This is a genomic window from Candidatus Hinthialibacter antarcticus, from assembly GCA_030765645.1.
In the GTDB taxonomy this organism is placed as follows: Bacteria; Hinthialibacterota; Hinthialibacteria; order Hinthialibacterales; family Hinthialibacteraceae; genus Hinthialibacter; species Hinthialibacter antarcticus.
In genome coordinates, this window is record JAVCCE010000066.1 from 31226 (window position 1) to 52113 (window position 20888).

The following is a 20888-nucleotide window of genomic DNA, read 5'->3' on the forward strand; positions in this document are numbered from 1 at the left end:
TTATTTCATTCTCTTTAATGTTTGATAGGCTTCAAGCGCATCCTGTCGCGTGATTTTGAGATCAACAACAGGATACGGATAATTTTTGCCCAAAGTGACGCCCGCGTCATTCAAGATCGTAGCAGGCGCTTCCCAAGGTTTGTGAATCCATTTGTCAGGTAGATTGTTTATTTCAGGAACCCATTTGCGAACGTATTCACCATCGCCGTCAAATTTTTCACCCTGCGCTATGGGATTAAATATCCGAAAGAATGGCGCCGCATCGGCCCCGCAACCCGCCGTCCACTGCCAGCCGAATGTATTGCTCGCCAAGTCGGCATCGACCAGCGTATCCCAAAACCACCTGGCGCCTTCTTGCCAGGGAACCAACATATTTTTCACTAACAGCGACGCGACCACCATCCGAACGCGGTTGTGCATCCAACCCGTCGCCCATAATTCACGCATCCCTGCATCAATGATCGGCAATCCTGTCTCGCCTTTTTGCCATGCCTGGAGAAAACGAGGATTGCTCTTCCAGGGAAAGCGCGAGAATTTCTCTCGCAGCGGATCGGTTGTTGTGTGAGGGAAGTGATACATGAGGTGGTACGCAAATTCACGCCACCCCACTTCACGCAGAAACGCCCAAGCGCTTGTTGAATCGTTTCCTGTATCATTGTTGCTTAACGCAAACACAACTTCATGCCAAATCTGCCTTGGACTGATTTCACCGAAATGTAAATACGGAGACATTCGTGATGTCAGCGGTTTGCCTGGGATGTCCCTTCCGACTGAATATTCAGACATCGCTTCTGAGATAAAATGTCTCAGCTGTTTTTTCGCGGCGGCTTCACCAATTGACCACGAATTGAGAATCCCGTTATGCCATTGAATTTTAGGCAACAAATTTAATGTTTCGAGTTTTTGGCTTTTCGGCCAATGTTTGATTGATTGAATTTTATGGGCAGCGCTCGTTGGCTCATCCGGTTCAGGCAATGATGTGCAAGTTTTCCAAAATGGAGTGAACACTTTATACGGCTGTTCTTGCTTGGTTTGTATCTCCCAAGGTTCAAACAATAAAGAGCCATTGAAACTCTTCGCGTCAATATTCTGCTTTTTAAGCTCTGATTTAACGATGGAATCGCGTTGAATGGAATAGGGTTCATAGCGGCGGTTCCAATACACTGCTTGTGCATTGGTTTCTTGAATCATCTCTTGAATGATTGGCAGCGATTGTCCCGAACGAATAAGTAAACGCGAATTGCTTGCTTCGAGCGCTTCATTCAACGACTGCAACGAGTAATGGAGCCAGACTTTTGATGCGCCGCCAAGTTGCCAATCGGCTTCTTCATCCGGCGACCAAATATAGATAGGAATTATCGGTCCGCCTCGCTCGACGGCTGCGTCTAACGCAGGGTTGTCACTCAGCCGCAAATCATTTCTGAACCAAACAATTATAGGAGAATCCGCCATTTAAAAATCGTAACTCCGAAATGAGAATTTACAGAAATGAAATTCCACTTAAGAATAAATTGCCGTCTCTTCACGAAGCGCTTGTTCTAAAGTTGGATGCAGAAATTTAAATTGCGTTGCCTCTAACCGGTTTGGCGCGACGCGGGCGCTTTGTAAAAGCAAGGCTTCGCCGAGTTCTCCCAACACGGCTTTGATGGCGAATTCAGGGGCGGGAAGCAATGTTGGTCGATTCAAAACGCCTCCAAGCGATTTCGTAAATTCTTTGTTCTGAACAGAATTCGGCGCCACAGCGTTGACCGCGCCGTCTAAGGTTTCATCAAATAAACAAGTGCACAATACGCCAATCAAATCATCCAGGGATATCCAACTCATAAACATCGTCCCATCGCCTAAGGGGCCAGCGACGCCGCATTGAAACGCAGGCAACATCTTCGCCAGCGCTCCGCCTTGCGGCGTCAATACGATGCCGATGCGAGGGTGTACGACGCGAACGTCGGCGTCCCGCGCAGGGTTTGCTGACGATTCCCACGCTTGACATACATCAGCGAGAAACCCTTTGCCTTTACTCGAATCTTCCGTAAGGAGTTCATCGCCGCGGTTTCCATAAAAACCAGTTGCCGATGCAGAAACAAAAACCCGTGGCTTGTTTTGTATTCTTGATATCGCTTCTGCAATCAAGTGCGTTCCTTCGGTGCGGCTGCGCCGAATCGCCAGTTTCTGTTCTTCCGTCCATTTTTTTGATGCGATTCCTTCGCCCGCGAGATGAACGATTCCATCGAACCCATTAAGAGACTGTTCGTCAATTTTTTCCGTTTGCGGGTTCCAGTAAATTTCCTTTTGCTCACGATTGGGGGCGCGTCGCACAAGGCGGTGGACCTCATGCCCCGCAGTTGTGAGAAACGCCGAGAGTTGTGATCCAACCAAACCGCTCGCGCCGGAAATCGCAATTTTCCAAGGGCGTTCTTGTTTGAAAAATTCATGACGCGCGAGATCATTCTGCGTACGCGTATGACGAAAACGAAACATGCGCTCAAGCATGGAATGGGTAAACCCGCCGCCAAGCGTTGCCCCCCAAACGCCGCCCGGTAATTCATATTCAACGCGATCCGTTAGGCGGCTTCCATCGGGAGTCGGCTCGAACAGGTGTGTGTGCTTCCAATATTTGAACGGGCCTTTTTCTTGCACATCGCAGAATTGTTGATTTTCGATATAATCTTGATGAACTGCCGTCCATTGAACCGGGAAACCGAGTTTCTTTATTTCAAATGTTAGGCGCCCGCCATTTTCGATGCCGCCGATTTTTTCGATCACTCGAATGGATTCCCAGGGCGGCGCCAGGCGCTCAAAGGCGCCAGGGCGTTTATGCCAATTAAATAGCGTCTCAACAGAGACGGGAAATTCACGGTTCGCTTCATAAGTTTGCATGGTTTTTCCTCATCTCGGCGGTTTTTGCGCAAATGCGACCAATAGGGAACCACGGTCAAACAGGCCGAATGTACGCTCTGTTACCTTTGATATTAAAGTACGCCCTTTTGCGGGTTCCTGTTTCAAGGGCGTCCAAATTTCATCGCCCAGGCTGGGAGCAATGATTCCTCCCACATCAAAACCCGCTCGTTCTAAATATTGATGAAGCGATGCTTTGCTGAATTGGTTCACCGGACAATCATCCTCCGGGCGGGAAGGGAAGCCGGAACCGTTCCACACTTCCGCAATCAGATAGCCCGTGCTGTGAATCGCGTCGAATAAAATCCGCAACGATTCGCCTAGTTTTTTTTCGCCGCCAAGCGCGCCGCGAATGCGCACAAGGTCATACGAATTCGCCGGAAGCCCCACTTCATCTAAGCGGCCTTGCAACGTGAGGACATTTTTATTCATCCAATCATTGGTATACGACTCATCGTCTTCCACGCCGAGACATTCCCACCCGTGATTTTGAAAATACTCGAGATACGCGCCATCGCCGGAACCAATTTCCAACAAACGTCCCGTTGCGCCCAATCCGGTCAAACGGGCGATCTCTGCGTGTTGGCTTTTGGCGGCGCGTTCTGCGTCAGTCCAATGGTAGAAGGCTGGTTTATACATAGGCGCCTTTAATTTAGGTTAAAGCGTTGAATGATTATACTGTATCAAAAAAAGCGGCGGCGCAAAAAACCTAGCGACCATAAATAAGGCGCTTTGGGTAATTGCGTTGAATAAGCGAAAAAAAGCGGCAGCGCCTGGCGGTGAAAGTCGCATCGCCAAAACCAATTCCATTCAGCCGGTAAAAATGTTCGGACAAAATAGGAAACGCCAAAATTTTTCAAGATCAGGCGAATGCGTCCACGATGGTATTTATAAAAATATTTGAGGCTTTGTTTTTTTGTGCCGAATGTTTCGTAATGATAAACAACCGACGCCGGGACATAATGTGAGCGGTAGCCCAATTTGTGGGCGCACATACAAACGTCCAAGTCTTCGAAGTAGAGCGGAAACCCCTCATCCAAACCATTCAAGCGTTGCAACAATTCCGTTCGCAACGCCATCGAGGCGCCAGTAATATAGGTGACGTCTTTCGGTTGGTCATGTTGCCCTTCATCCAATTCACCGTAGCCGCGATGGTGAGTCAGCCCGTTCGGCTCAAATTCTCCACCAGCGAATTGAACGGTTTTTCCATCGAAAAAAAGCAATTTCGACCCGGTAATTCCAATTGTTGGATCATCAAGCAGCGGCTGGACTAACGCACCCAGCCAACCCGGCTGGACGATGGTATCAATGTTAAGCAAAACAATGATCTCGCCGCGCGCCAATGCGATGCCCTGGTTGCAACCTTTAGGGAAGCCGTAATTCTCATCATTTTTTATGATCGTAATGCGGTCTTGGTAATCATAGGCGGTCAAAAGAGAACCATCGCTTGAGGCGTTGTCCACCAACAAAATTTCTTTGGGGCCATACGAATCTTTCAATACGGATTCAATGCAATCGACGATGAATTGCCGTCCGTTGTAATTGAGAACCACAACCGAAACCAGTGGCAAATCAGGCTTGTTTGAGTAAGTGTTGGAAATAATAGACATAAACTCAGGTGGAGGGGTTCTTGTATTCAAGTTCTATCGGTTTGGTAAAAATCAAGCGGCCTGCTGAAGTTTGTAAAACCGAAGAAACATTTACATGTACATTCTGGCCGATTAATTTTTTGCCGTTCTCAACAACGATCATGGTTCCGTCATCCAGATAGCCGACGCCTTGGCTTGGCTCTTTTCCATCTTTTAAAACTTGAACTTGCAAATCGTCGCCCGGCATAACCACTGTTTTTAGAGATTGCGCCAGGAGGTTGATATTTAGCACGCCTAGGTTTTCGATCTCGGCTACTTTGCTCAGATTGAAATCAAGGGTCAAAAGTGTGCCTTCATATTTTTTGGTCAGCGCGATGAGTTTTTTGTCGACCTCTTGAAAATTAGGAAAATCTTCTTCCAAGACTTCAATACTGCCGTCTGCCGCGTTGAGTATTCGTTTTGAAATATCCAGCCCGCGGCGCCCTTTGCTACGCTTATTATGGTCGCTCGAATCGGCCAGGGTTTGCAATTCATTTAAGACAAATCCCGGGATTACTAAATGTCCTTCAAGAAATCCGGCGTCTAGTAGTTCGGCGATTCGCCCGTCAATCAAAATGCTGGTGTCGATCATTTTGCTTCCATACAAGCGGTCTTCACTGCGCGCCAGCAATTTCGTCGCCGTGAAGTCAAAGCGATTGGCGTAACGCAAACCAGTGGTTACGCCGAAATACCCCAAGAACAGGTGCAGCACAAGACGAGTAAGATCGCGGGGAATAACGCCCAAACCGCTCGGCAGCGCCGCTTGAATCAACAAGGAAGCGGCGAGACCGCATGAAAGCCCAAGTAAGCCGAAGAACAGAGATTGCGGATAAAAATAGCGCACCTGGCTTTCGAGAATCACAAAGATCGTCGCAAACGAAAACCCAACCAGACAATAAACCCATAAGTCATTCTTGACGATAAAGGGGTTAATCGCCAACGCGAACGTGTAAATGATGTAGGTGAAGATAAAAACAAAAACGACCCGGACGCATACCAAAAATGGCGTGTCGCCGCTTTTCTCATTGGTGCTTTTGGGATTCTTGATATAAGTCATGATTGAAAAAATATGGTTTTCACTTCTTCTACCGTTTTAACCCGGTGACATCCATCCAATGAAACGCCTTGCCGCAGCATATCTTTTGCATTGAGTTCTGGCAACGCGCCGCCAGTGTAGCCTAATTGTCTCGCCTCGCGCAAGCGATGTTCCGCGCCCGGGGCGGGGCGAACTTCACCCGTGAGGCCGATCTCTCCAAACACAATGGTGTGTGGAGGGACGGGGGTTTCAAAATAACTGGAAAGTATCGCGGCGGCAATCCCCAAGTCGCCTGCGGGTTCTTTCAAATCAACGCCGCCTGTTACATTCACAAATATATCACGGTTTCCCAATTGAATCGACAAGCGTTTTTCCAACACCGCCAAAATCATTGCCAGACGGTTATTGTCTACGCCCGATGAAGCGCGGCGGGGAAACCCATGTCCATGAAACGGCGCCGCCAGAGCCTGCACTTCAATCAACAGCGGGCGGGCGCCTTCCATGATGGCGGTGACTGCTGTGCCCGCAGCGCGTTCGCCCGCAGGGCCGCAAAACACTGACGCGGGGTTCGCGACCTGGTGCAGCCCCGTCCCCGCCATTTCAAACACGCCGACTTCATGCGCTGCGCCAAAACGGTTTTTTACGCCTCGCAAAAGACGGTATAACTGATGCACGTCGCCTTCAAAATACAACACGACGTCAACCAGGTGTTCCAACACGCGCGGCCCGGCGATTTGTCCTTCTTTGGTGACATGACCCACCAGGATGATCGGCGTATCGGTCTCTTTTGCCAGTCGAATCAAAAGCGACGCGCAGTCGCGCACTTGCGCAACGCTGCCCGGCGAGGACGATAGTTCCGCCCAAGAGGTCGTCTGAATCGAATCAACAATAGCGAGAAAGGGTTTAATCTCTCGTATCGACTCGATCATCGCCTCAACGCGAGTCTCAGGTTTAATCAAAAGTTCTGGCGCTTTGGCGCCCAAGCGATCAGCGCGCAGTTTGATTTGCGCGGGCGATTCTTCTCCGCTGATATAAAGCACCCGACCATATTGGTTGCTGATTTGTTCGGCGATTTGCAGCAGTAGCGTCGATTTGCCGATGCCAGGTTCACCGCCGAGCAGCATGGTGGCGCCGGGTAATACGCCGCCGCCCAAAACGCGATCAACTTCTGAAAATCCGGTGGTGATGCGCTGGCTTTGCTCGGTCGAAATTTCGGATAACGCGAGTGGTTTTTGATTGTTGGCTTGAATATTCAGCGTTTGTTCGCGCGCATCCGGTTGATGCGCGGTTTCTTCGACGGCGGTGTTCCATTCGCCGCAGGCGGGGCAACGCCCAAACCATTTTGATTGGGAATGCCCGCACTCTTGGCAGGCATGAATAGATTTTGATTTCGATTGCGCCATCATCGGCCTAGAATTGAACTTTCATCCCGAGGTTCGGGTATAACTCATCAGTGATGTCTTGTACGCCGCCTTTGAGATAGAGATTTTCCCAAATCAAATACTCGGCGTAGAGATCTAAGCGCGCTTGATCTCCATCGGTAACGCCAACGCCTTCCATACCGAGCAGAAGGCGCTCGAGCGCTTGCCAATTTATGCCGCCCGCCAGTTCCGTCTCAATTAAACCACCGTAAAACGTGAATGCGCCGTATTGATATCCGGCGAGCACTTCGATGCCTTCATGGGAGCCTAAATTATTCCCGCCGCCGTATACATAAAATGAATCGGTGAGGTCAAACTGCACCCCCATATCGGCGCGTAAGAAAGAATCGTCTGGATCAAAGCGTCCCTCATCAGGGAAATACAACAGTTCCGCATTGAATGAAAAGCGATCTGGTACGGAAGAGATGTTCGACAAAACGCCTGAGACTTCTGTTATGGTTGATTTCGCCGCCTGCGCCATTTCGCGGTCATAGATCAAGGTTCCAATCAGCCCGCCTTCGCCTTTGATGTCATCGATCAGAAGGTTCACTTTTTGAGAGGCTTTTTTAGCTTCTTCAGTAAACTCGGTCACATTGGTGAAGGCCAGATCGAGGTTGTCGCGGTTTGAGTCAATCACGTTCTCCATCTTGGCAATCAACGTATCCGCTCGTTCAATGGCGCCGTTTAATTTGGCTGAAAATTCACTCAGGTTTTTTGTGATAGCCGGTAAATCATCTTTTAAGGGAGCGCGAAGCGAATCGGTAATTTCCGCCGTATGTTTAAACGTCGCTTTGAAATCGGAGCGCACTTCCTGCGACATACTTCGCATGTCCGAAACAAATAGTTCCGCTGTTGCCATCATGCTGCGTAGATCGTCTGACGCTGCCGCCGCATTCGCAAGAATCGTTTGTAAGCGCGCTTGTTCGCCGCCAAGTAATTTATTAATATTCGATGAAAAATCTTCCAAATTCTCAATCAATTGGACCATGTTTTTTTGCATGGTTACATCGCCAAAAATCACGTTCAGCCCTTGTACGGTTTCACGCACTTCTTCGGTCAATTGCACCGCGTTTTCGATGACTTGGTCGATTGCGTAGGGGCTTTGTCCTTTAATCTTCGCCCCGGGTTCTGCGAGTTCGCCGTTGCCGTACGAAATTTCAATGTATTGCTCGTTACCGACCATCCCCATCGGTTTAATCGAGGCGATTGAATTGGTCGTAATCAAGGCTTTGGCGTTTAAACTAACCTCAACCACGGTGAAAACTTGCATGGTGGGTTCTTTGATGATCTCGCGCGCAATGTTGGCGACTTCCCCCACATTGATGCCAGATTGATACACTGGCGAGCGTTCTTCGAGAGTTTGAATTTTATCAAAGTATAAATAATAGGGCTGGCTTTCGCCTTTATATAAAAACACGCCCATGTTGATCGTGAAAAAAAAGAACACGGCAAACACCGCTAGAACGAACAATCCGAGTTTCGCTTCTTTACTCATGTTTGGTTCCCATGCTCCTGTTATAGATTTGACAGCGGGCCGTCTGAACGACCATTGATGAACTGGCTAATGATGGGGTGATCGGTTTGCTGCGTTTCCTCTGCAGTTCCGGTGTAAATGATCTCGCCTTGAAACAGCATTGAAATTTTCGAAGCAATTTTAAATGCGCTGGCCATATCGTGGGTAATCACCACGGAGGTCAGATTGAGCGATTCCGCCAAGTGGTTAATCAATTCATTGATGGCGTCCGATGTGACCGGATCAAGCCCCGTCGTTGGTTCATCATACAAGAGAATTTTGGGGTTCTGTATGATTGACCGCGCTAGCCCGACCCGCTTTTTCATTCCGCCGGAAAGTTCAGACGGCATTTTGTCGAGAATGTCGCCCAAACGCACCATTTTTAATGTCTTTATGACGCGTTCACGAATTTCGTCTTCCGGTTTTTTTTGTTCAAACAGGGTGAAGCCAACATTGTGCAATACATCCAATGAGTCAAACAACGCGGCGTATTGAAATAACAATCCAACCTTGTTCCTTAATCCGTTCAACTTGGATTCAGGCGCTTTCGATATTTCTTCGCCGTCAACCAAAACATTTCCTTTGTCCGGCTGCATCAGGCGGCAGATGTGTTTAATCAAGACGCTCTTGCCTTCGCCGCTGCGTCCCATGATGACGCGGGTTTCTCCCGGCTCGATTTCGAGACAGGTTTTGTTTAAGATTTGTTTGCCGCCCAGCCGTTTATAAACGTCTTTCAGCTGGATCATATATTGGTTCGTTTGCGTATTCATGGAATAATTTGAATGATCCAGGATGTCAAGAAAAAGTTTGCGACAAGAATCAAAATCGAAGACGTGACCACAGCGCTGGTGGTCGATTCGCCGACGCCTTGCGCTCCAAAGCCGGTTTCAAATCCTTTTTGGCACCCAACAATGGCTACGATCATCCCAAAGAAAATGGTTTTGATTAGTCCGCTCAAGTAATCTTCAAACCGCAAGAAACTCCACATATTGGCGTCATATTGGCCGTAGGGGATATTCAAAACCGTGATTCCAACGATGTATCCCCCGCCGATGCCGACGCCAATCGCCAGCACCGCCAGAGCAGGGAACATGATGGTGGCGGCGATAAAACGCGGGACGACGAGGTAATCAACCGGGTCCGTACCGAGCGTCTTCATCGCGTCAATTTGTTCGGTGACTTTCATGGTGCCGATTTCCGCTGCGATGCCGGCGGCCACGCGGCCTGCGAGTACCACCGAAGTCAACACCGGGCCGATCTCACGGGCGAAACTGATGGCGGAGATGCCGCTGGCGTAGACCTTCATGCCGAGCGGTTTGAGTTGCATCCCGGTTTGCAATACCAGCACCATGCCCGTAAACGCAGAGGTCAGCAGCGCAATCGGGATCGACATAATGCCGATCTGGATCATCTGGTCGACCGTGAGACGAATACGAAACGGAGGCCGAAACGTCAACTGAATCGTTCGGACGAATAAATAAAACATACGCCCGGCGGCTTCAAACGTATCAACCGTTTGGCGGCCAATGCGACTTAAAAACGTATCTGCCTGTTGTTCAAGAGTACAGTCAAGCGATTTTTTATTCATAAACGTATCGTTTTTTTAGTTAGCCGCTGTTGTTTTTTTGTGAGCAATCTTAAATTCATCAACGTGCTTGGTTGCCGCAATCGCAGCCGTCACGCCGTCGCCTGCGGAACTCGCCAATTGCCGCGCCGCTTCGGTACGGCAATCACCGCAAGCGTATATGCCCGTCATTGACGTTTTCATCCAGAGGTCAACGTCGATCAAATTGTGCTCATCCATTTTTAGCATGTCTTTGACCAGCGTTGTATTGGGAACGTGACCGACAAAAATGAAAACGCCCTGCGTTTCAAAATCGCTGGTTTCGTCTGTTTTCAGGTTGCGAAGTTTAACGGATTTCACCACGCCTTCGCTGACAATTTCTTCAACGGCGGAATCCCAAATGAAGTCAATTTTATCATTATCAAAGGCGCGTTCTTGCAATACTTTGGTTGCGCGCAATTCATCTCGACGGTGAATAATCGTCACGGACGACGCATAGCGGGTAAGGAACAAGCCTTCTTCCACCGCCGCATCGCCGCCGCCGACGACCACCACTTTTTTCTCACGGAAAAAAGCGCCGTCGCAAGTCGCGCAATACGAGACGCCGGTTCCGACGTTTTTCTCTTCGCCAGGGACGCCCAGCTTACGTGGGTCGGCGCCCATTGCGCAAATGACGGTGATTGCGGTCAAATCATGGCGTCCGTCCATAACAACTGTGAAGGTTTCATCATCATTTTTACGAATTTCCGTCACGGTACCGTTCTTAATGACGGCGCCGAATTTTTCTGCTTGTTTTTGGAAGCGGTCTGACAAACCGGGGCCGGTTTCAGGCTCAGGGAAGCCTGGATAATTTTCGACGGCTTCCGTCGTCGCGATTTGACCGCCTGTCGGGCCTTTTTCAATGACTAAAGTAGAAAGGTTTCCTCGTGACGTGTACAACGCCGCCGCCATACCGGCTGGTCCGGCGCCAACAATAATCGTATCCCACTTTGTTTGGTCCATCTTCTATGGTTCCTTTATTTATAAATTAGTTAATTGCATATTTATTGTATCTCATTGTAACGATCAAACCGAGAAGTGGCTACGGCCCAAAGTTGCAAGTGACCTGTTTATAATATGTTAAAAGCATGATAGATTGGTTCTAGAAAGAATGCTTTATGGGGGCGATGATGAATAAACTCATATATTTATGCTTGTTTCTTATTGTTTTCACCAATCACTCACAATCGGAAAATTCATTTATTGAGGCGCAAAATAATGGCTGGAAAGCACAAAAAGCCTTCCAACACTGCTACCTCTATCTGAACGGCTGGCTGGGACACCGCGACCCGGTTTCGGGCTTGATCCCCCGGAACTTAACCCGATCACATTTTTGGAACGCGCAAGATTCCGCTGCGGACAATTATCCGTTTATGGTATTAACCGCCTCAATGCTCGACCATGACCGCTTTGAAGGCGTTTTGCTCGATATGTTGCACACGGAGATTCTATTAACCAACCGTCTTGATAATCTGCCCGACGATTTTGATTTTTCTACGCAGACGTTCCGAAAGAGCAAGCCGGATTTGCGGAGCCTCATCTTTGGCGGCTCGGAGTACGTGAAAGACGGGCTCATTCCATTGACCGAATGGCTCGGGCCGAGCGAGTGGGCCGACCGCATGATCGGCATTCAAGAATCCATCTGGAAATACGCCTCTATCCAAACCCGGTATGGGACAATCCCATCCGAAGATTTCGAGATCAATGGAGAACAGCTCCAAGTGCTTTGCCGTTTGTATTGGATGACGGGAGACCAGCGCTACCAGGAATGGGCATTCCGCATCGCCGATTATTACCTGCTGGGAAAATCACCGATAGACGGCGTTCGCCTGAGCCTAGACGATCATGGTTGCGAAATCATCAGTGGGTTGGCGGGCGCCTATTACCTTTCCGCAAAGACTGACCCGGCGCGGCGTGAACGCTATCAACCCGCAATGAAGCAGATGATAGACCGTATTCTAGACATCGCGACCAACGACGATGGCTTGTTCTATATGACCGTGAATCCCCAATCGGGCAAAGTGCTCAACGATGAATTAACCGACAACTGGGGCTATGACTACAACGCCGTATTAAATGTGGGAACCCTGGACGATAACGCTGACTATATTGACGCGGTCAAACATGTCCTTGAGCGCATCGAAGGCTATGTTCATTACCCGTGGGAAAACGGCGGCGCTGACGGCTACGCGGATTCCATCGAAGGCGGCCTTAATCTGTTAAACCGACTTCCCAATGAAAAAGGCTTTCAATGGGTGGATGATAGCATGGAAATCCTCATGGCCAAACAACGGCCTGACGGCGTGATTGAAGGGTGGCATGGCGACGGCAACTTTACCCGTACCACCTTGATGTATGCGCTTTGGAAAACGCAGGGCGTTCGATTGGAGCCCTGGCGAGCCGACTTGGCGTTTGGCGCCGTAGAAAAGAATGGCGTGTTATATATTGCCATCCAAAGCGATTGGCCTTGGCGCGGCAAAATCCTGTTTGACCGCCCTCGTCATCGCGATTATTTCAATTTGCCAAGCGATTATCCGCGAATTAACCAGTTCCCTGAATGGTACACGGTTGACGAAAAATCAGACTATGCGATGAAGTTGAATCACTCAAATGCGGTCAATCTGTCGGGCGAAAATCTCCTTCAGGGAACGCGCATCGAAACGGATGGCGCGACGCCGCTATTCATCCAAATAGACAAGATTAAGTAATACGTCAAATAACGTAACGCATATATATAAATTTAGGGCGGTTATGTAATAATAAAAACAAATTTAGCCGTAGTCTATTTGTTAACGATTCGTTATAATAGGTGTAATTCGTATCGCGCAATTAACAGGATTGCGCACAATTTACTCCCGATTATGGGTTTACTGGGGCGTATACAAAACTGTGAACAAAAACTTCTTGCGAATTTTTTTGCTCCCTGGAATCATTTTCCTTATGCCGGTTCTATTGATTGGCTGCGTAACAACTGATGGAAAACTTAACGATCAATCCTTTGAATCGCAATTAGACCAAGCCGACAAATACTATGAACGCGGTAATTATCAACGCGCACAATTGCTATATAGCGGTTATGTCTATTCCTCGTTTTCCAATCAAGAGCGGATCGACTACGCGCTGTATCAGTTGGGGCTATGCCATTATTTGATGGGAGAATACCGTGACGCCTTTCTGACGTTGAACGAAGTTGTCACTAAATATCCCAATTTTGATAACGCGCCTCAAGCCAAGCTGGTCATCGCCAAATGTCAGGTGCGCTTACAGAGCGAAAAAGAAACCATCACCGAACGCGCTGAAACGATCCACCAAAAGATGGCGCAATATCAAAAATTCATCGAAGAAAGTCCGACCAATGCGGAATATCAATTCAAACTCGGCGACTTATACTGGCAATCGGGCCAATTCAGTGAAGCGGTCAGCGCCTACCAACGCGCCGCTGAGTTAGACCCCGACTATTTGCGCTCCAATGAAATTCGCCAGCGCGTCCGTATCACTCAAGACGGGCGCTATGTGCTCAGAGACCCCATGCTCGATATTCAACAAGACCAGGTCATGCGGGTGGATGCGCGACTCGATCGCATCTACCGCGACAACTGGCTAGGAGAATATCAGGCGGTGCGCATCAGCGGCTTTGTCCAAAACGAAGGCCTACGCGATGTCAGCGATGCGCAAGTTGAAGTCTCGGTTTATGATTTTTACGATACCGTTCAAGGGACCAAGGTCGTCCATCTTGGGTTTGTTCCCGCTGGTGGAAAACGCGCCTTCACGGCGCTGTTTGATGAATTTTCAGGCGAATCAATCGATATCAAAAAATATACAACACAGGTTTTTTATAGCGAATGAAACGACCTCTCGTCTTAACCTCTCGTTTTTTCAACCTCCTTATCGCGATTGCGATAGCGTTTGGTATTTGGGTGTCTCCGTTCGCCCATGCCCAAGATGCGCCGAATGCGCCAAATTTAGGTGAAGTCGTCAAGTCGATTGAAACTGGCGCGAAACCGTTGCAAGTGTTTTTAGAAGTCAATATTTTTGAAGTCCTGCTCAATGATTCAACCGATATCGGATTCGTCTATGATTTGTTAGGTGAAGTTGGCGACTTTCGCGGCACCAATTTGGCGGGCGACTCTGTCACCGAAAGCGACTTAAGCGTATTACCAACACAAAACCGCAATCTCTTGCTCCCCAGCGGCGCCAACGTGGTCGGACGTATTTTTGAAGGCGACGATGGAGAAGTGCTCGCCACCATCCAGGCGCTATCGGAAGACCAACTGGTGCGGGTGCACGCCAACCCGATCTTATTGACGCTATCAGGGTACACGGCCAAACTGCAAGCGGGCGACGACATCCCCTTCTTGAACCGCATTAACCTCGGCGACGCCATTACCGTCGAGACGCAATTCAAGGAAACCGGGGTTACATTACAAATTACGCCGTGGGTCGTCTTCTCTGAAATTGACATCGAAAAAAAAGACCCGTTCATCTACCTCAACATTGATGCGTCACTAAACTCCGTCACCCGCTTTCGTGAAGAGGAAGGTTTTTTGCAGCCGATTACCGACACCCGGCAATATAAATCTTCCTTATGGCTCAAGAGCGACGAGCGCGTTTTGATCGGCAGCGTGTTTAAAGATTCCAAATTTGACAGCATTCGCGGCATCCCTCTCTTGATGGATATCCCCATACTGGGTCGTTTTTTCCGGGGCACCTCTAAAAATAGCAGTATCTCACAATTATTTATTATGATTCGTCCCGGCGTTTTCGACGTATGGGCGGACGATTCGTCATTGATGCCGCTCGAACAGCAATCAAAAATGATTCGTGAATTTTTGAAATCCAAAACCTTAGACATCGACCAGCGTCCAGACCCAATCGGTGATTTGCGCGACCTGTTCTTAGACGACGCCGCGCCGGAGCAAAATTAATGAACGGCGTCAAACGATATTTCACACTAGCTCTCTCGATTGCCGCATCCTGCTTGTGCATACAACCCGTCATCGCGCAGCCGCCGGATATTGGCCCCATCATTGAAATTTCGGCGAAAATTTTTGAGTTCCGCTATGATACCGAAACCCAATTTGGCATTTTCTATCAATTTAATAGCACTGACAGCGCGTTGCAGAATAGCGATGTGTTCTTGCATGGCACCGAGAGTTTACTGACCGATGCTCCGATTCCCGCGTTAGATGTAAGCGGCAGTTTTGCGGATTTGAGTTATGGATCAATCGACTTCAATGTAAAGGCTGCTTTAGACGAAGGCTGGGGAACCGTAATCAGCAACCCGACCTTGATAACCGCGAACGGCAAGCCCGCCTCGATTCAAAGCGGCGAGCAGATTCCCTATACGACAGTCAAATTCACCGGTTCGAAGTCAAAACTGACGCTGCAAGAAAAACCGACCGGTATCAAATTGGTGGTTACGCCTTATATTTTGCCGGGCGATACAACCAATAATATTTTGATGAATTTAGAAATCGAATCCAATGATGTTGTTCGCTTTGAGGTGTTCGACCGTGGAGAAGGCGAACGCTTTGAACTGCCTGTCGTATCGCGGCGCAACGTCCAAACCGCCGTTATTATTCCCTCGGGTCAGCGGTTATACATCGGCGGTTTGTATTCGCGCAATACGGGCGACATTACCCGCAAAATTCCTATTGTCGGCGACCTTCCCGTGATTGGCTTCTTTTTGCGGGGTTTTAATAAAAAACGCGGCACGGCTGAAACCATGTTCCAAATCACGCCCACCATTCGCAAACCCGGCTTAGGCATCCAAACTCACCTGTCCGGCTTCGATCAAGTTTTAGGGCCGGATGACACCTTGCAAGCCATTATCCAGCAGCAAGAAAGCCCCATTTCTCCAATGCCGGAAGAGACAATGGTGAAACCACAAAACATCGTCCCCGAACTTCCACAAGAGATCATCGAATCGGCGTCGAAATCCAAGCAAGCCAAATTAAACGCCGCAAAACATGGTGAGGTCAAACCGACGGCGACTCCATTTCGGGCGAATCGTCGTTCTGGCAAGGCGCATCTGAGGCGCCCGTAGCTTGGATTGAGTGGTTCGATTGCAATAACGCTGCCATCCATCCCAGAAAACACCATGTGAATAAATGGTCGTGGGTATTGGTGAGCAGAGAACTGGCGCCCAAAGCGATTACGGAACAAAAAATCGCCTGGTTTGAATTTCTCGTCGGTTGTGAAAACTGGTTGTAGGCGCCAAAAATCAAATGGACAAATATAATGCAGTATCCCAACCCGGCGAAAATCCCGCATTCCGCAAGTAAGACGAGAATGCCCGAATGCATCCTTGAAACAGTAAACGGTAGATTTCCCGCCCACTGATTTGAATAGGCCTCATATTGGTTTACGCCCACGCCGACTATTGGATGTTGAAAGAACAACTCCAGCGCCAAGCGCCAATTGGAAATGCGCTCTTGCATTCTTGGTTGTTCTAGAATTGCCGTGAAACGCTCAAATAGCGCACCGTCTCCTCCTCGAAATGCAATGATTCCGCCGAAAAGAGCGGCTGGAACAAGCCACAACAAATAGCGCCTGGGAACCAAACCTGTCATAAACATCGAGACCACAGTCAGAATGAAAATTGAAACTCCCGGTTTTGATCGCGTTCCTATAATGAGAACACATAGGACGACTGCAAGCACATAAAACCATTGCTGGCGTTTTGGGTCACCTTCAACACGAGCCATTTGCCAAATGATGGGAAGCCACACACATAAAAAGACCGCGTAGTAATTCCAGTCGAGGAATCCCCCAGTCAAATGAATGCCTGTTGGGCTTTCTTGATAAAGAACCCGAAGCATTGATAAACCTGCGGACAGTAGAATTGAAGTTGTTGCGGCGAGAATCCATAATTTATTGCTTTTCAGATCAAGACCGTGTGCAATACAAAAAAACGTAGCGATATAAATAACAAACTTCACCAGGACATTCAAAACGCCCGGCGTAAGAACCACAAAAAAACTGGACACCATCACGCCGATGCCTAGAAAAACCATTGCTGACTGAATGGCGCCGTCAAAACGTTTTCGGTTAGAGATTGCGCCGATCAATAGCGAGGGAAAAGCAATAAGCGCCCCAAGATGCGCCGCTGAAATATCGCCTCCAGGAACCGGCAATAGGGTTCCGTCAAGTGTAGATGCAACCAGCAGCAATGCAGCCGCCATAACAGGGGAGCCAAGCAGACATCCTGCGCTAACTACAGTTAGAACAACAATCATCCATTCAATCATCAGCCAATCCCATCAATCATCTACATAATCCTATTCTAAAACGGTTGCAATTTATATATTCGTATTGTAATTAGGCTTAATCGACAAAAATCACATTCAGTCCAGATGAAATTTTGGCAATAAATCCAGGTGTGCCAGATTGTCAACCTGGCACACCTGGAAATGAACAAATTGGTCGAATGGAGCCATTTTGGCGCAATCTTGTGTTTGGCTTTAGATTCTCGCGGCAATTGTCCTAACAATACGCTTAAAGCAGCATATTTAATTAATTCATTTAAGACTAATAAAACAAGGATGTTGCATTGCGGGTCTTTCCACTATTTTTTCTGAAATTTTGTTTGGCGCCATGATTGCAACTGGTTGAGTTCTGTATTTAAATTTTTTCTGATGATCAATTGAAAGGAGTACCAAACAATGGCCGTTCAACCTCTCGCAGATCGCGTATTAGTCAAGCGTCTGGAAGAGAAAGAAGAGAAACAAGGGGGAATCATTATTCCGGACACAGCCAAAGAGAAACCGCAAGAAGCCGAAGTAATCGCGGTGGGTCCGGGGCGTCGAGCCGATAATGGTGACCGTATTGCGTTGGAAGTAAAGAAGGGCGACAAAGTGCTCGTCAGCAAGTATGGCGGAACCGACGTCAAAATCAGCGGCGGTGAGCATGTCATTCTTCGTGAAGACGACATTCTCGCAATCATTAAATAAATTCGTAACCAACCTATTCGATAGACATACAGGAGGTAAAAAAAGAGATGGCTGCCAAGCAATTGCTTTTTAGTGAAGATGCCCGCGCCAAAATTTTAAAAGGCGTTGAAAAACTCGCCCGCGCGGTCAAAGTCACTCTCGGCCCCAAAGGCCGTAATGTGGTAATTGACAAAAAATGGGGCTCTCCCACCGTCACAAAAGACGGCGTGACTGTCGCCAAAGAAATTGAACTCGAAGACAAATATGAAAACATGGGCGCCCAAATGGTGCGTGAAGTCGCTTCGAAAACAAGCGATATCGCCGGAGACGGCACCACCACTGCAACGGTTCTGGCCGAATCGATTTATCGTGAAGGCTTGAAGTACGTCACCGCAGGCGCCAGCCCGATTAACGTCCAACGCGGCATCATGACGGCAACCGAAGCCGTTGTCGAAAGCCTCAAAGGCTTGAGCCGCAAAGTCAAAGACCGCAGCGAAATCGCGAATGTCGCGACCATCTCTGCGAACGGCGACAGCAGCATCGGCGATATCATTGCCGAAGCAATGGACAAAGTCGGTAAAGACGGCGTTATCACCGTCGAAGAAGCCAAATCGCTTGCAACTACCTTGGACGTTGTCGAAGGGATGCAATTCGATAAGGGCTATCTTTCCCCTTACTTCGCCACTGACACCACCACGCTTGAGTGCATTTTGGAAGACCCATTCATTCTCATCAACGAGAAGAAAGTCTCCAACATGCGCGATCTTCTTCCTATTTTGGAAAAGACCGCTCAAGCGGGCCGTCCTCTGTTGATTATTTCAGAAGACGTTGAAGGCGAAGCGTTGGCGACGTTGGTTGTCAACAAAATTCGCGGCACCATCAAAGTCGCAGCTGTTAAGGCCCCTGGCTTTGGCGACCGCCGCAAAGAGATGCTGAAAGATATTGCTGTCTTGACTGGCGGCAATTGCATCACCGAAGACCTCGGCATCAAGTTGGAAAACGCCAGCATGGACGACTTGGGTTCAGCCAAGCGCGTCGTGATTGACAAAGACAACACCACCATTGTTGAGGGCGCGGGTAAAAAACCCGACATTCAAGGCCGCATCGCGCAAATTCGCAGCCAGATCGACGAAACCACGTCTGATTATGACCGCGAAAAATTGCAAGAACGTCTCGCCAAGTTGGCGGGCGGCGTAGCCGTGATTCAAGTCGGCGCTGCGACCGAAACCGAAATGAAAGAAAAGAAAGCTCGCGTCGAAGACGCCCTTCACGCCACCCGCGCTGCGGTGGAAGAAGGAATCGTCCCCGGCGGCGGCGTTGCGTTGATTCGCTCGCAAAAAGCCCTCGAAGGCTTGAAGGTCGAAAACGAAGACCAGCAAATGGGCGTCAACATCGTCAAGCGCGCTCTCGAAGAGCCGCTTCGTCAGTTGAGCAAAAATGCCGGTCTCGAAGGTTCGATCATTGTTGAGAAAGTCAAAAACGAAAAAGGCAACAAAGGCCTTAACGTTGCGACAGGCGAATACGTCGACTTAGTCGCGGTTGGCATTATCGACCCGACCAAGGTGACCCGTTCCGCATTGCAGAACGCAGCCAGCATTGCTGGTTTGCTTCTCACTACGGAAGCGTTGATTTCAGAACTTCCTGAAAAAGACAAACCTGCTTCTGCGCCAGGCGGCGACATGGGCGGTTACGGCGACATGATGTAATTGCTGAGACAAACTTGTCTCGAACCGCGCAAGCGGTTTTTCATAGATACACGGGGCTGGTCATTGCGACCAGCCCCGCTTTTTTATAGAAACAATTTTTATTGTATCGTTTAATGATATCTATGATTACGAATGAGATAATGGAGAGAATTGCATCATGGATAAACTCAAAGACACTTCATCAAAACGAAAACTCCGCCCGCTTCGCGCTCAATGTGATAGAAGACGTGTTTGGTTAAGTAGCAAATAACAATGTATGAGATTGTTATAATTACGGTTTAGACATTTCCTTCCAACAAAAACTATGATAGGGTTTATTTGGATAAAAAATATTTTACATTAGTTTGACATTCCAGAAGCGGAGAGTATTAAAATGAAAGAAAAAATGATAACGGTTTCTATTATACTCATATGCCTAATAAGTTGTAATAATTATCAAAGCAGCACTACTGAAAAAAAGAAACTTTCTACAAAAATAGAAACTAACGCTTCTATTCAACGTGTATCTATGATCCCGGAAGATGTTAAATACAATATCATCAGCGAAAATACACTACATAGTATCAAAAGAACTTTAGAAATAAGATTAAACAAAAAAGTCCCAGAAAAAATACTGAAAGAAATAGCTCTTGAACTCAAATATTCTGATTTTAATAATTATGAAAGGACATTTATAACATATTACCTTCTCGATATGACTGTTGGTGCTGGTGCATGGGCGACGACTCATTTTAACCCAGAATTAGAAGTCAAGATTCTTGGTCTAACAGAGGAGAAAGAAAATAAATTAATTGAAACAAAGTCTAGTAGCAATCGTGATGTAATTGGGATTTGGTTAGACGAAAGACCTTATGTTAGTAGTAAAATTACTATTTTTCAAGAAAACAGTAAACTTTATATGGAAAATTTGTTCGATGATGGTAGTGCGTATAAAAAAGAAATAAAAGAAGTAAATAACAGCAGGGGTAGAAGATTCGAAAAAATTGAAAAATCTGATTTTGGTGACCACTACATCATTAATATAGATGGAAAACTAGAAATGCGAGACAATGAAGGTTTGGTCACTGCGGCAAAAAAGATAGAGCAGCAATAAAAGCGATAATACCATGCATCGCACCAACGCTTTTCTATTGAATATCCAAGATGGAATTGTAT

General features: G+C 48.0%; 18 protein-coding genes. 7 read left to right on the forward strand and 11 right to left on the reverse strand.

Going from position 1 to position 20888, the window contains the following annotated elements:
• From P9L94_16620 to trxB, 10 genes are read right to left on the reverse strand one after another with little or no spacing between them, the layout of a single operon-like run.
• The gene (locus tag P9L94_16620; protein ID MDP8245708.1) at nucleotides 1-1452 is read right to left on the reverse strand and encodes a deoxyribodipyrimidine photo-lyase; all 1452 of its coding nucleotides are present in this window, start codon (nucleotides 1450-1452) and stop codon (nucleotides 1-3) included.
• A 48-nt stretch (nucleotides 1453-1500) separates the two neighbouring features.
• Entirely contained in the window at nucleotides 1501-2877 is a 1377-nt protein-coding gene (locus tag P9L94_16625; GenBank protein ID MDP8245709.1) for a TIGR01777 family oxidoreductase, read from the reverse strand.
• A gap of 9 nt (nucleotides 2878-2886) precedes the next feature.
• Entirely contained in the window at nucleotides 2887-3534 is a 648-nt protein-coding gene (locus P9L94_16630; protein ID MDP8245710.1) for a methyltransferase domain-containing protein, read from the reverse strand.
• 44 nt (nucleotides 3535-3578) lie between these two features.
• Entirely contained in the window at nucleotides 3579-4505 is a 927-nt protein-coding gene (locus P9L94_16635) for a glycosyltransferase family 2 protein (protein MDP8245711.1), read from the reverse strand.
• Nucleotides 4506-4509: 4 nt separating this feature from the next.
• Nucleotides 4510-5580, reverse strand: a complete 1071-nt coding sequence (locus tag P9L94_16640; GenBank protein MDP8245712.1) for a TRAM domain-containing protein — start codon at nucleotides 5578-5580, stop codon at nucleotides 4510-4512.
• The gene (radA, locus tag P9L94_16645; protein ID MDP8245713.1) at nucleotides 5577-6965 is read right to left on the reverse strand and encodes a DNA repair protein RadA; all 1389 of its coding nucleotides are present in this window, start codon (nucleotides 6963-6965) and stop codon (nucleotides 5577-5579) included. The genes P9L94_16640 and radA overlap by 4 nt, the downstream gene beginning before the upstream one ends.
• Nucleotides 6966-6969: 4 nt before the next feature.
• Nucleotides 6970-8475, reverse strand: a complete 1506-nt coding sequence (locus P9L94_16650) for an MlaD family protein (protein MDP8245714.1) — start codon at nucleotides 8473-8475, stop codon at nucleotides 6970-6972.
• A 20-nt stretch (nucleotides 8476-8495) separates the two neighbouring features.
• Nucleotides 8496-9263: an ATP-binding cassette domain-containing protein gene (locus tag P9L94_16655; protein ID MDP8245715.1), complete on the reverse strand. Its 768-nt coding sequence runs from the start codon at nucleotides 9261-9263 to the stop codon at nucleotides 8496-8498.
• Entirely contained in the window at nucleotides 9260-10081 is an 822-nt protein-coding gene (locus tag P9L94_16660; GenBank protein MDP8245716.1) for an ABC transporter permease, read from the reverse strand. Before P9L94_16660 ends, P9L94_16655 begins: the two co-directional genes overlap by 4 nt.
• A gap of 15 nt (nucleotides 10082-10096) precedes the next feature.
• Nucleotides 10097-11059, reverse strand: coding sequence for a thioredoxin-disulfide reductase (trxB, locus tag P9L94_16665; GenBank protein MDP8245717.1), 963 nt, complete (start codon nucleotides 11057-11059; stop codon nucleotides 10097-10099).
• 167 nt (nucleotides 11060-11226) lie between these two features.
• Between trxB and P9L94_16670 the strand changes: the two genes are divergently transcribed.
• From P9L94_16670 to P9L94_16685, 4 genes are all read left to right on the forward strand, one after another.
• Complete coding sequence (locus P9L94_16670; protein MDP8245718.1) at nucleotides 11227-12804, forward strand: hypothetical protein; 1578 nt, start codon at nucleotides 11227-11229, stop codon at nucleotides 12802-12804.
• Nucleotides 12805-13036: 232 nt separating this feature from the next.
• Nucleotides 13037-13942, forward strand: a complete 906-nt coding sequence (locus tag P9L94_16675; protein MDP8245719.1) for a tetratricopeptide repeat protein — start codon at nucleotides 13037-13039, stop codon at nucleotides 13940-13942.
• Complete coding sequence (locus P9L94_16680) at nucleotides 13939-15021, forward strand: type II and III secretion system protein (GenBank protein ID MDP8245720.1); 1083 nt, start codon at nucleotides 13939-13941, stop codon at nucleotides 15019-15021. Before P9L94_16675 ends, P9L94_16680 begins: the two co-directional genes overlap by 4 nt.
• A complete protein-coding gene (locus P9L94_16685) occupies nucleotides 15021-16142 on the forward strand; it encodes a type II and III secretion system protein (protein MDP8245721.1) in 1122 nt (373 codons plus the stop codon). Before P9L94_16680 ends, P9L94_16685 begins: the two co-directional genes overlap by 1 nt.
• Here the strand turns inward: P9L94_16685 and P9L94_16690 are convergent.
• Nucleotides 16075-17346 (reverse strand): O-antigen ligase family protein, encoded by a 1272-nt coding sequence (locus tag P9L94_16690; GenBank protein ID MDP8245722.1) that lies wholly within the window; start codon nucleotides 17344-17346, stop codon nucleotides 16075-16077. The two genes, P9L94_16685 and P9L94_16690, sit on opposite strands and share 68 nt — an antisense overlap.
• 414 nt (nucleotides 17347-17760) lie before the next feature.
• Between P9L94_16690 and groES the strand changes: the two genes are divergently transcribed.
• The 3 genes from groES (at nucleotide 17761) to P9L94_16705 (ending at nucleotide 20826) form a co-directional block, all read left to right on the forward strand.
• Nucleotides 17761-18048 carry a co-chaperone GroES gene (gene groES / locus P9L94_16695; protein MDP8245723.1) on the forward strand — a complete coding sequence of 96 codons (288 nt, stop codon included), beginning with the start codon at nucleotides 17761-17763 and terminating at the stop codon, nucleotides 18046-18048.
• A 47-nt stretch (nucleotides 18049-18095) separates the two neighbouring features.
• Nucleotides 18096-19733 (forward strand): chaperonin GroEL, encoded by a 1638-nt coding sequence (gene groL, locus P9L94_16700; protein MDP8245724.1) that lies wholly within the window; start codon nucleotides 18096-18098, stop codon nucleotides 19731-19733.
• Nucleotides 19734-20106: 373 nt separating this feature from the next.
• Nucleotides 20107-20826 carry a hypothetical protein gene (locus P9L94_16705; GenBank protein ID MDP8245725.1) on the forward strand — a complete coding sequence of 240 codons (720 nt, stop codon included), beginning with the start codon at nucleotides 20107-20109 and terminating at the stop codon, nucleotides 20824-20826.
• Nucleotides 20827-20888: the final 62 nt, after the last annotated feature.

Bases quoted from the DNA above. Each gene is read 5' to 3' on its own strand.
- trxB (MDP8245717.1), bottom strand. From the start codon at position 11,059: ATGGACCAAACAAAGTGGGATACGATTATTGTTGGCGCCGGACCAGCC.
- P9L94_16650 (MDP8245714.1), bottom strand. From the start codon at position 8,475: ATGAGTAAAGAAGCGAAACTCGGATTGTTCGTTCTAGCGGTGTTTGCC.
- P9L94_16655 (MDP8245715.1), bottom strand. From the start codon at position 9,263: ATGAATACGCAAACGAACCAATATATGATCCAGCTGAAAGACGTTTAT.
- P9L94_16640 (MDP8245712.1), bottom strand. From the start codon at position 5,580: ATGACTTATATCAAGAATCCCAAAAGCACCAATGAGAAAAGCGGCGAC.
- groL (MDP8245724.1), top strand. From the start codon at position 18,096: ATGGCTGCCAAGCAATTGCTTTTTAGTGAAGATGCCCGCGCCAAAATT.
- P9L94_16705 (MDP8245725.1), top strand. From the start codon at position 20,107: ATGAAAGAAAAAATGATAACGGTTTCTATTATACTCATATGCCTAATA.
- P9L94_16630 (MDP8245710.1), bottom strand. From the start codon at position 3,534: ATGTATAAACCAGCCTTCTACCATTGGACTGACGCAGAACGCGCCGCC.
- radA (MDP8245713.1), bottom strand. From the start codon at position 6,965: ATGATGGCGCAATCGAAATCAAAATCTATTCATGCCTGCCAAGAGTGC.
- groES (MDP8245723.1), top strand. From the start codon at position 17,761: ATGGCCGTTCAACCTCTCGCAGATCGCGTATTAGTCAAGCGTCTGGAA.
- P9L94_16660 (MDP8245716.1), bottom strand. From the start codon at position 10,081: ATGAATAAAAAATCGCTTGACTGTACTCTTGAACAACAGGCAGATACG.
- P9L94_16680 (MDP8245720.1), top strand. From the start codon at position 13,939: ATGAAACGACCTCTCGTCTTAACCTCTCGTTTTTTCAACCTCCTTATC.
- P9L94_16675 (MDP8245719.1), top strand. From the start codon at position 13,037: ATGCCGGTTCTATTGATTGGCTGCGTAACAACTGATGGAAAACTTAAC.
- P9L94_16670 (MDP8245718.1), top strand. From the start codon at position 11,227: ATGAATAAACTCATATATTTATGCTTGTTTCTTATTGTTTTCACCAAT.
- P9L94_16685 (MDP8245721.1), top strand. From the start codon at position 15,021: ATGAACGGCGTCAAACGATATTTCACACTAGCTCTCTCGATTGCCGCA.
- P9L94_16625 (MDP8245709.1), bottom strand. From the start codon at position 2,877: ATGCAAACTTATGAAGCGAACCGTGAATTTCCCGTCTCTGTTGAGACG.
- P9L94_16690 (MDP8245722.1), bottom strand. From the start codon at position 17,346: ATGATTGAATGGATGATTGTTGTTCTAACTGTAGTTAGCGCAGGATGT.
- P9L94_16635 (MDP8245711.1), bottom strand. From the start codon at position 4,505: ATGTCTATTATTTCCAACACTTACTCAAACAAGCCTGATTTGCCACTG.
- P9L94_16620 (MDP8245708.1), bottom strand. From the start codon at position 1,452: ATGGCGGATTCTCCTATAATTGTTTGGTTCAGAAATGATTTGCGGCTG.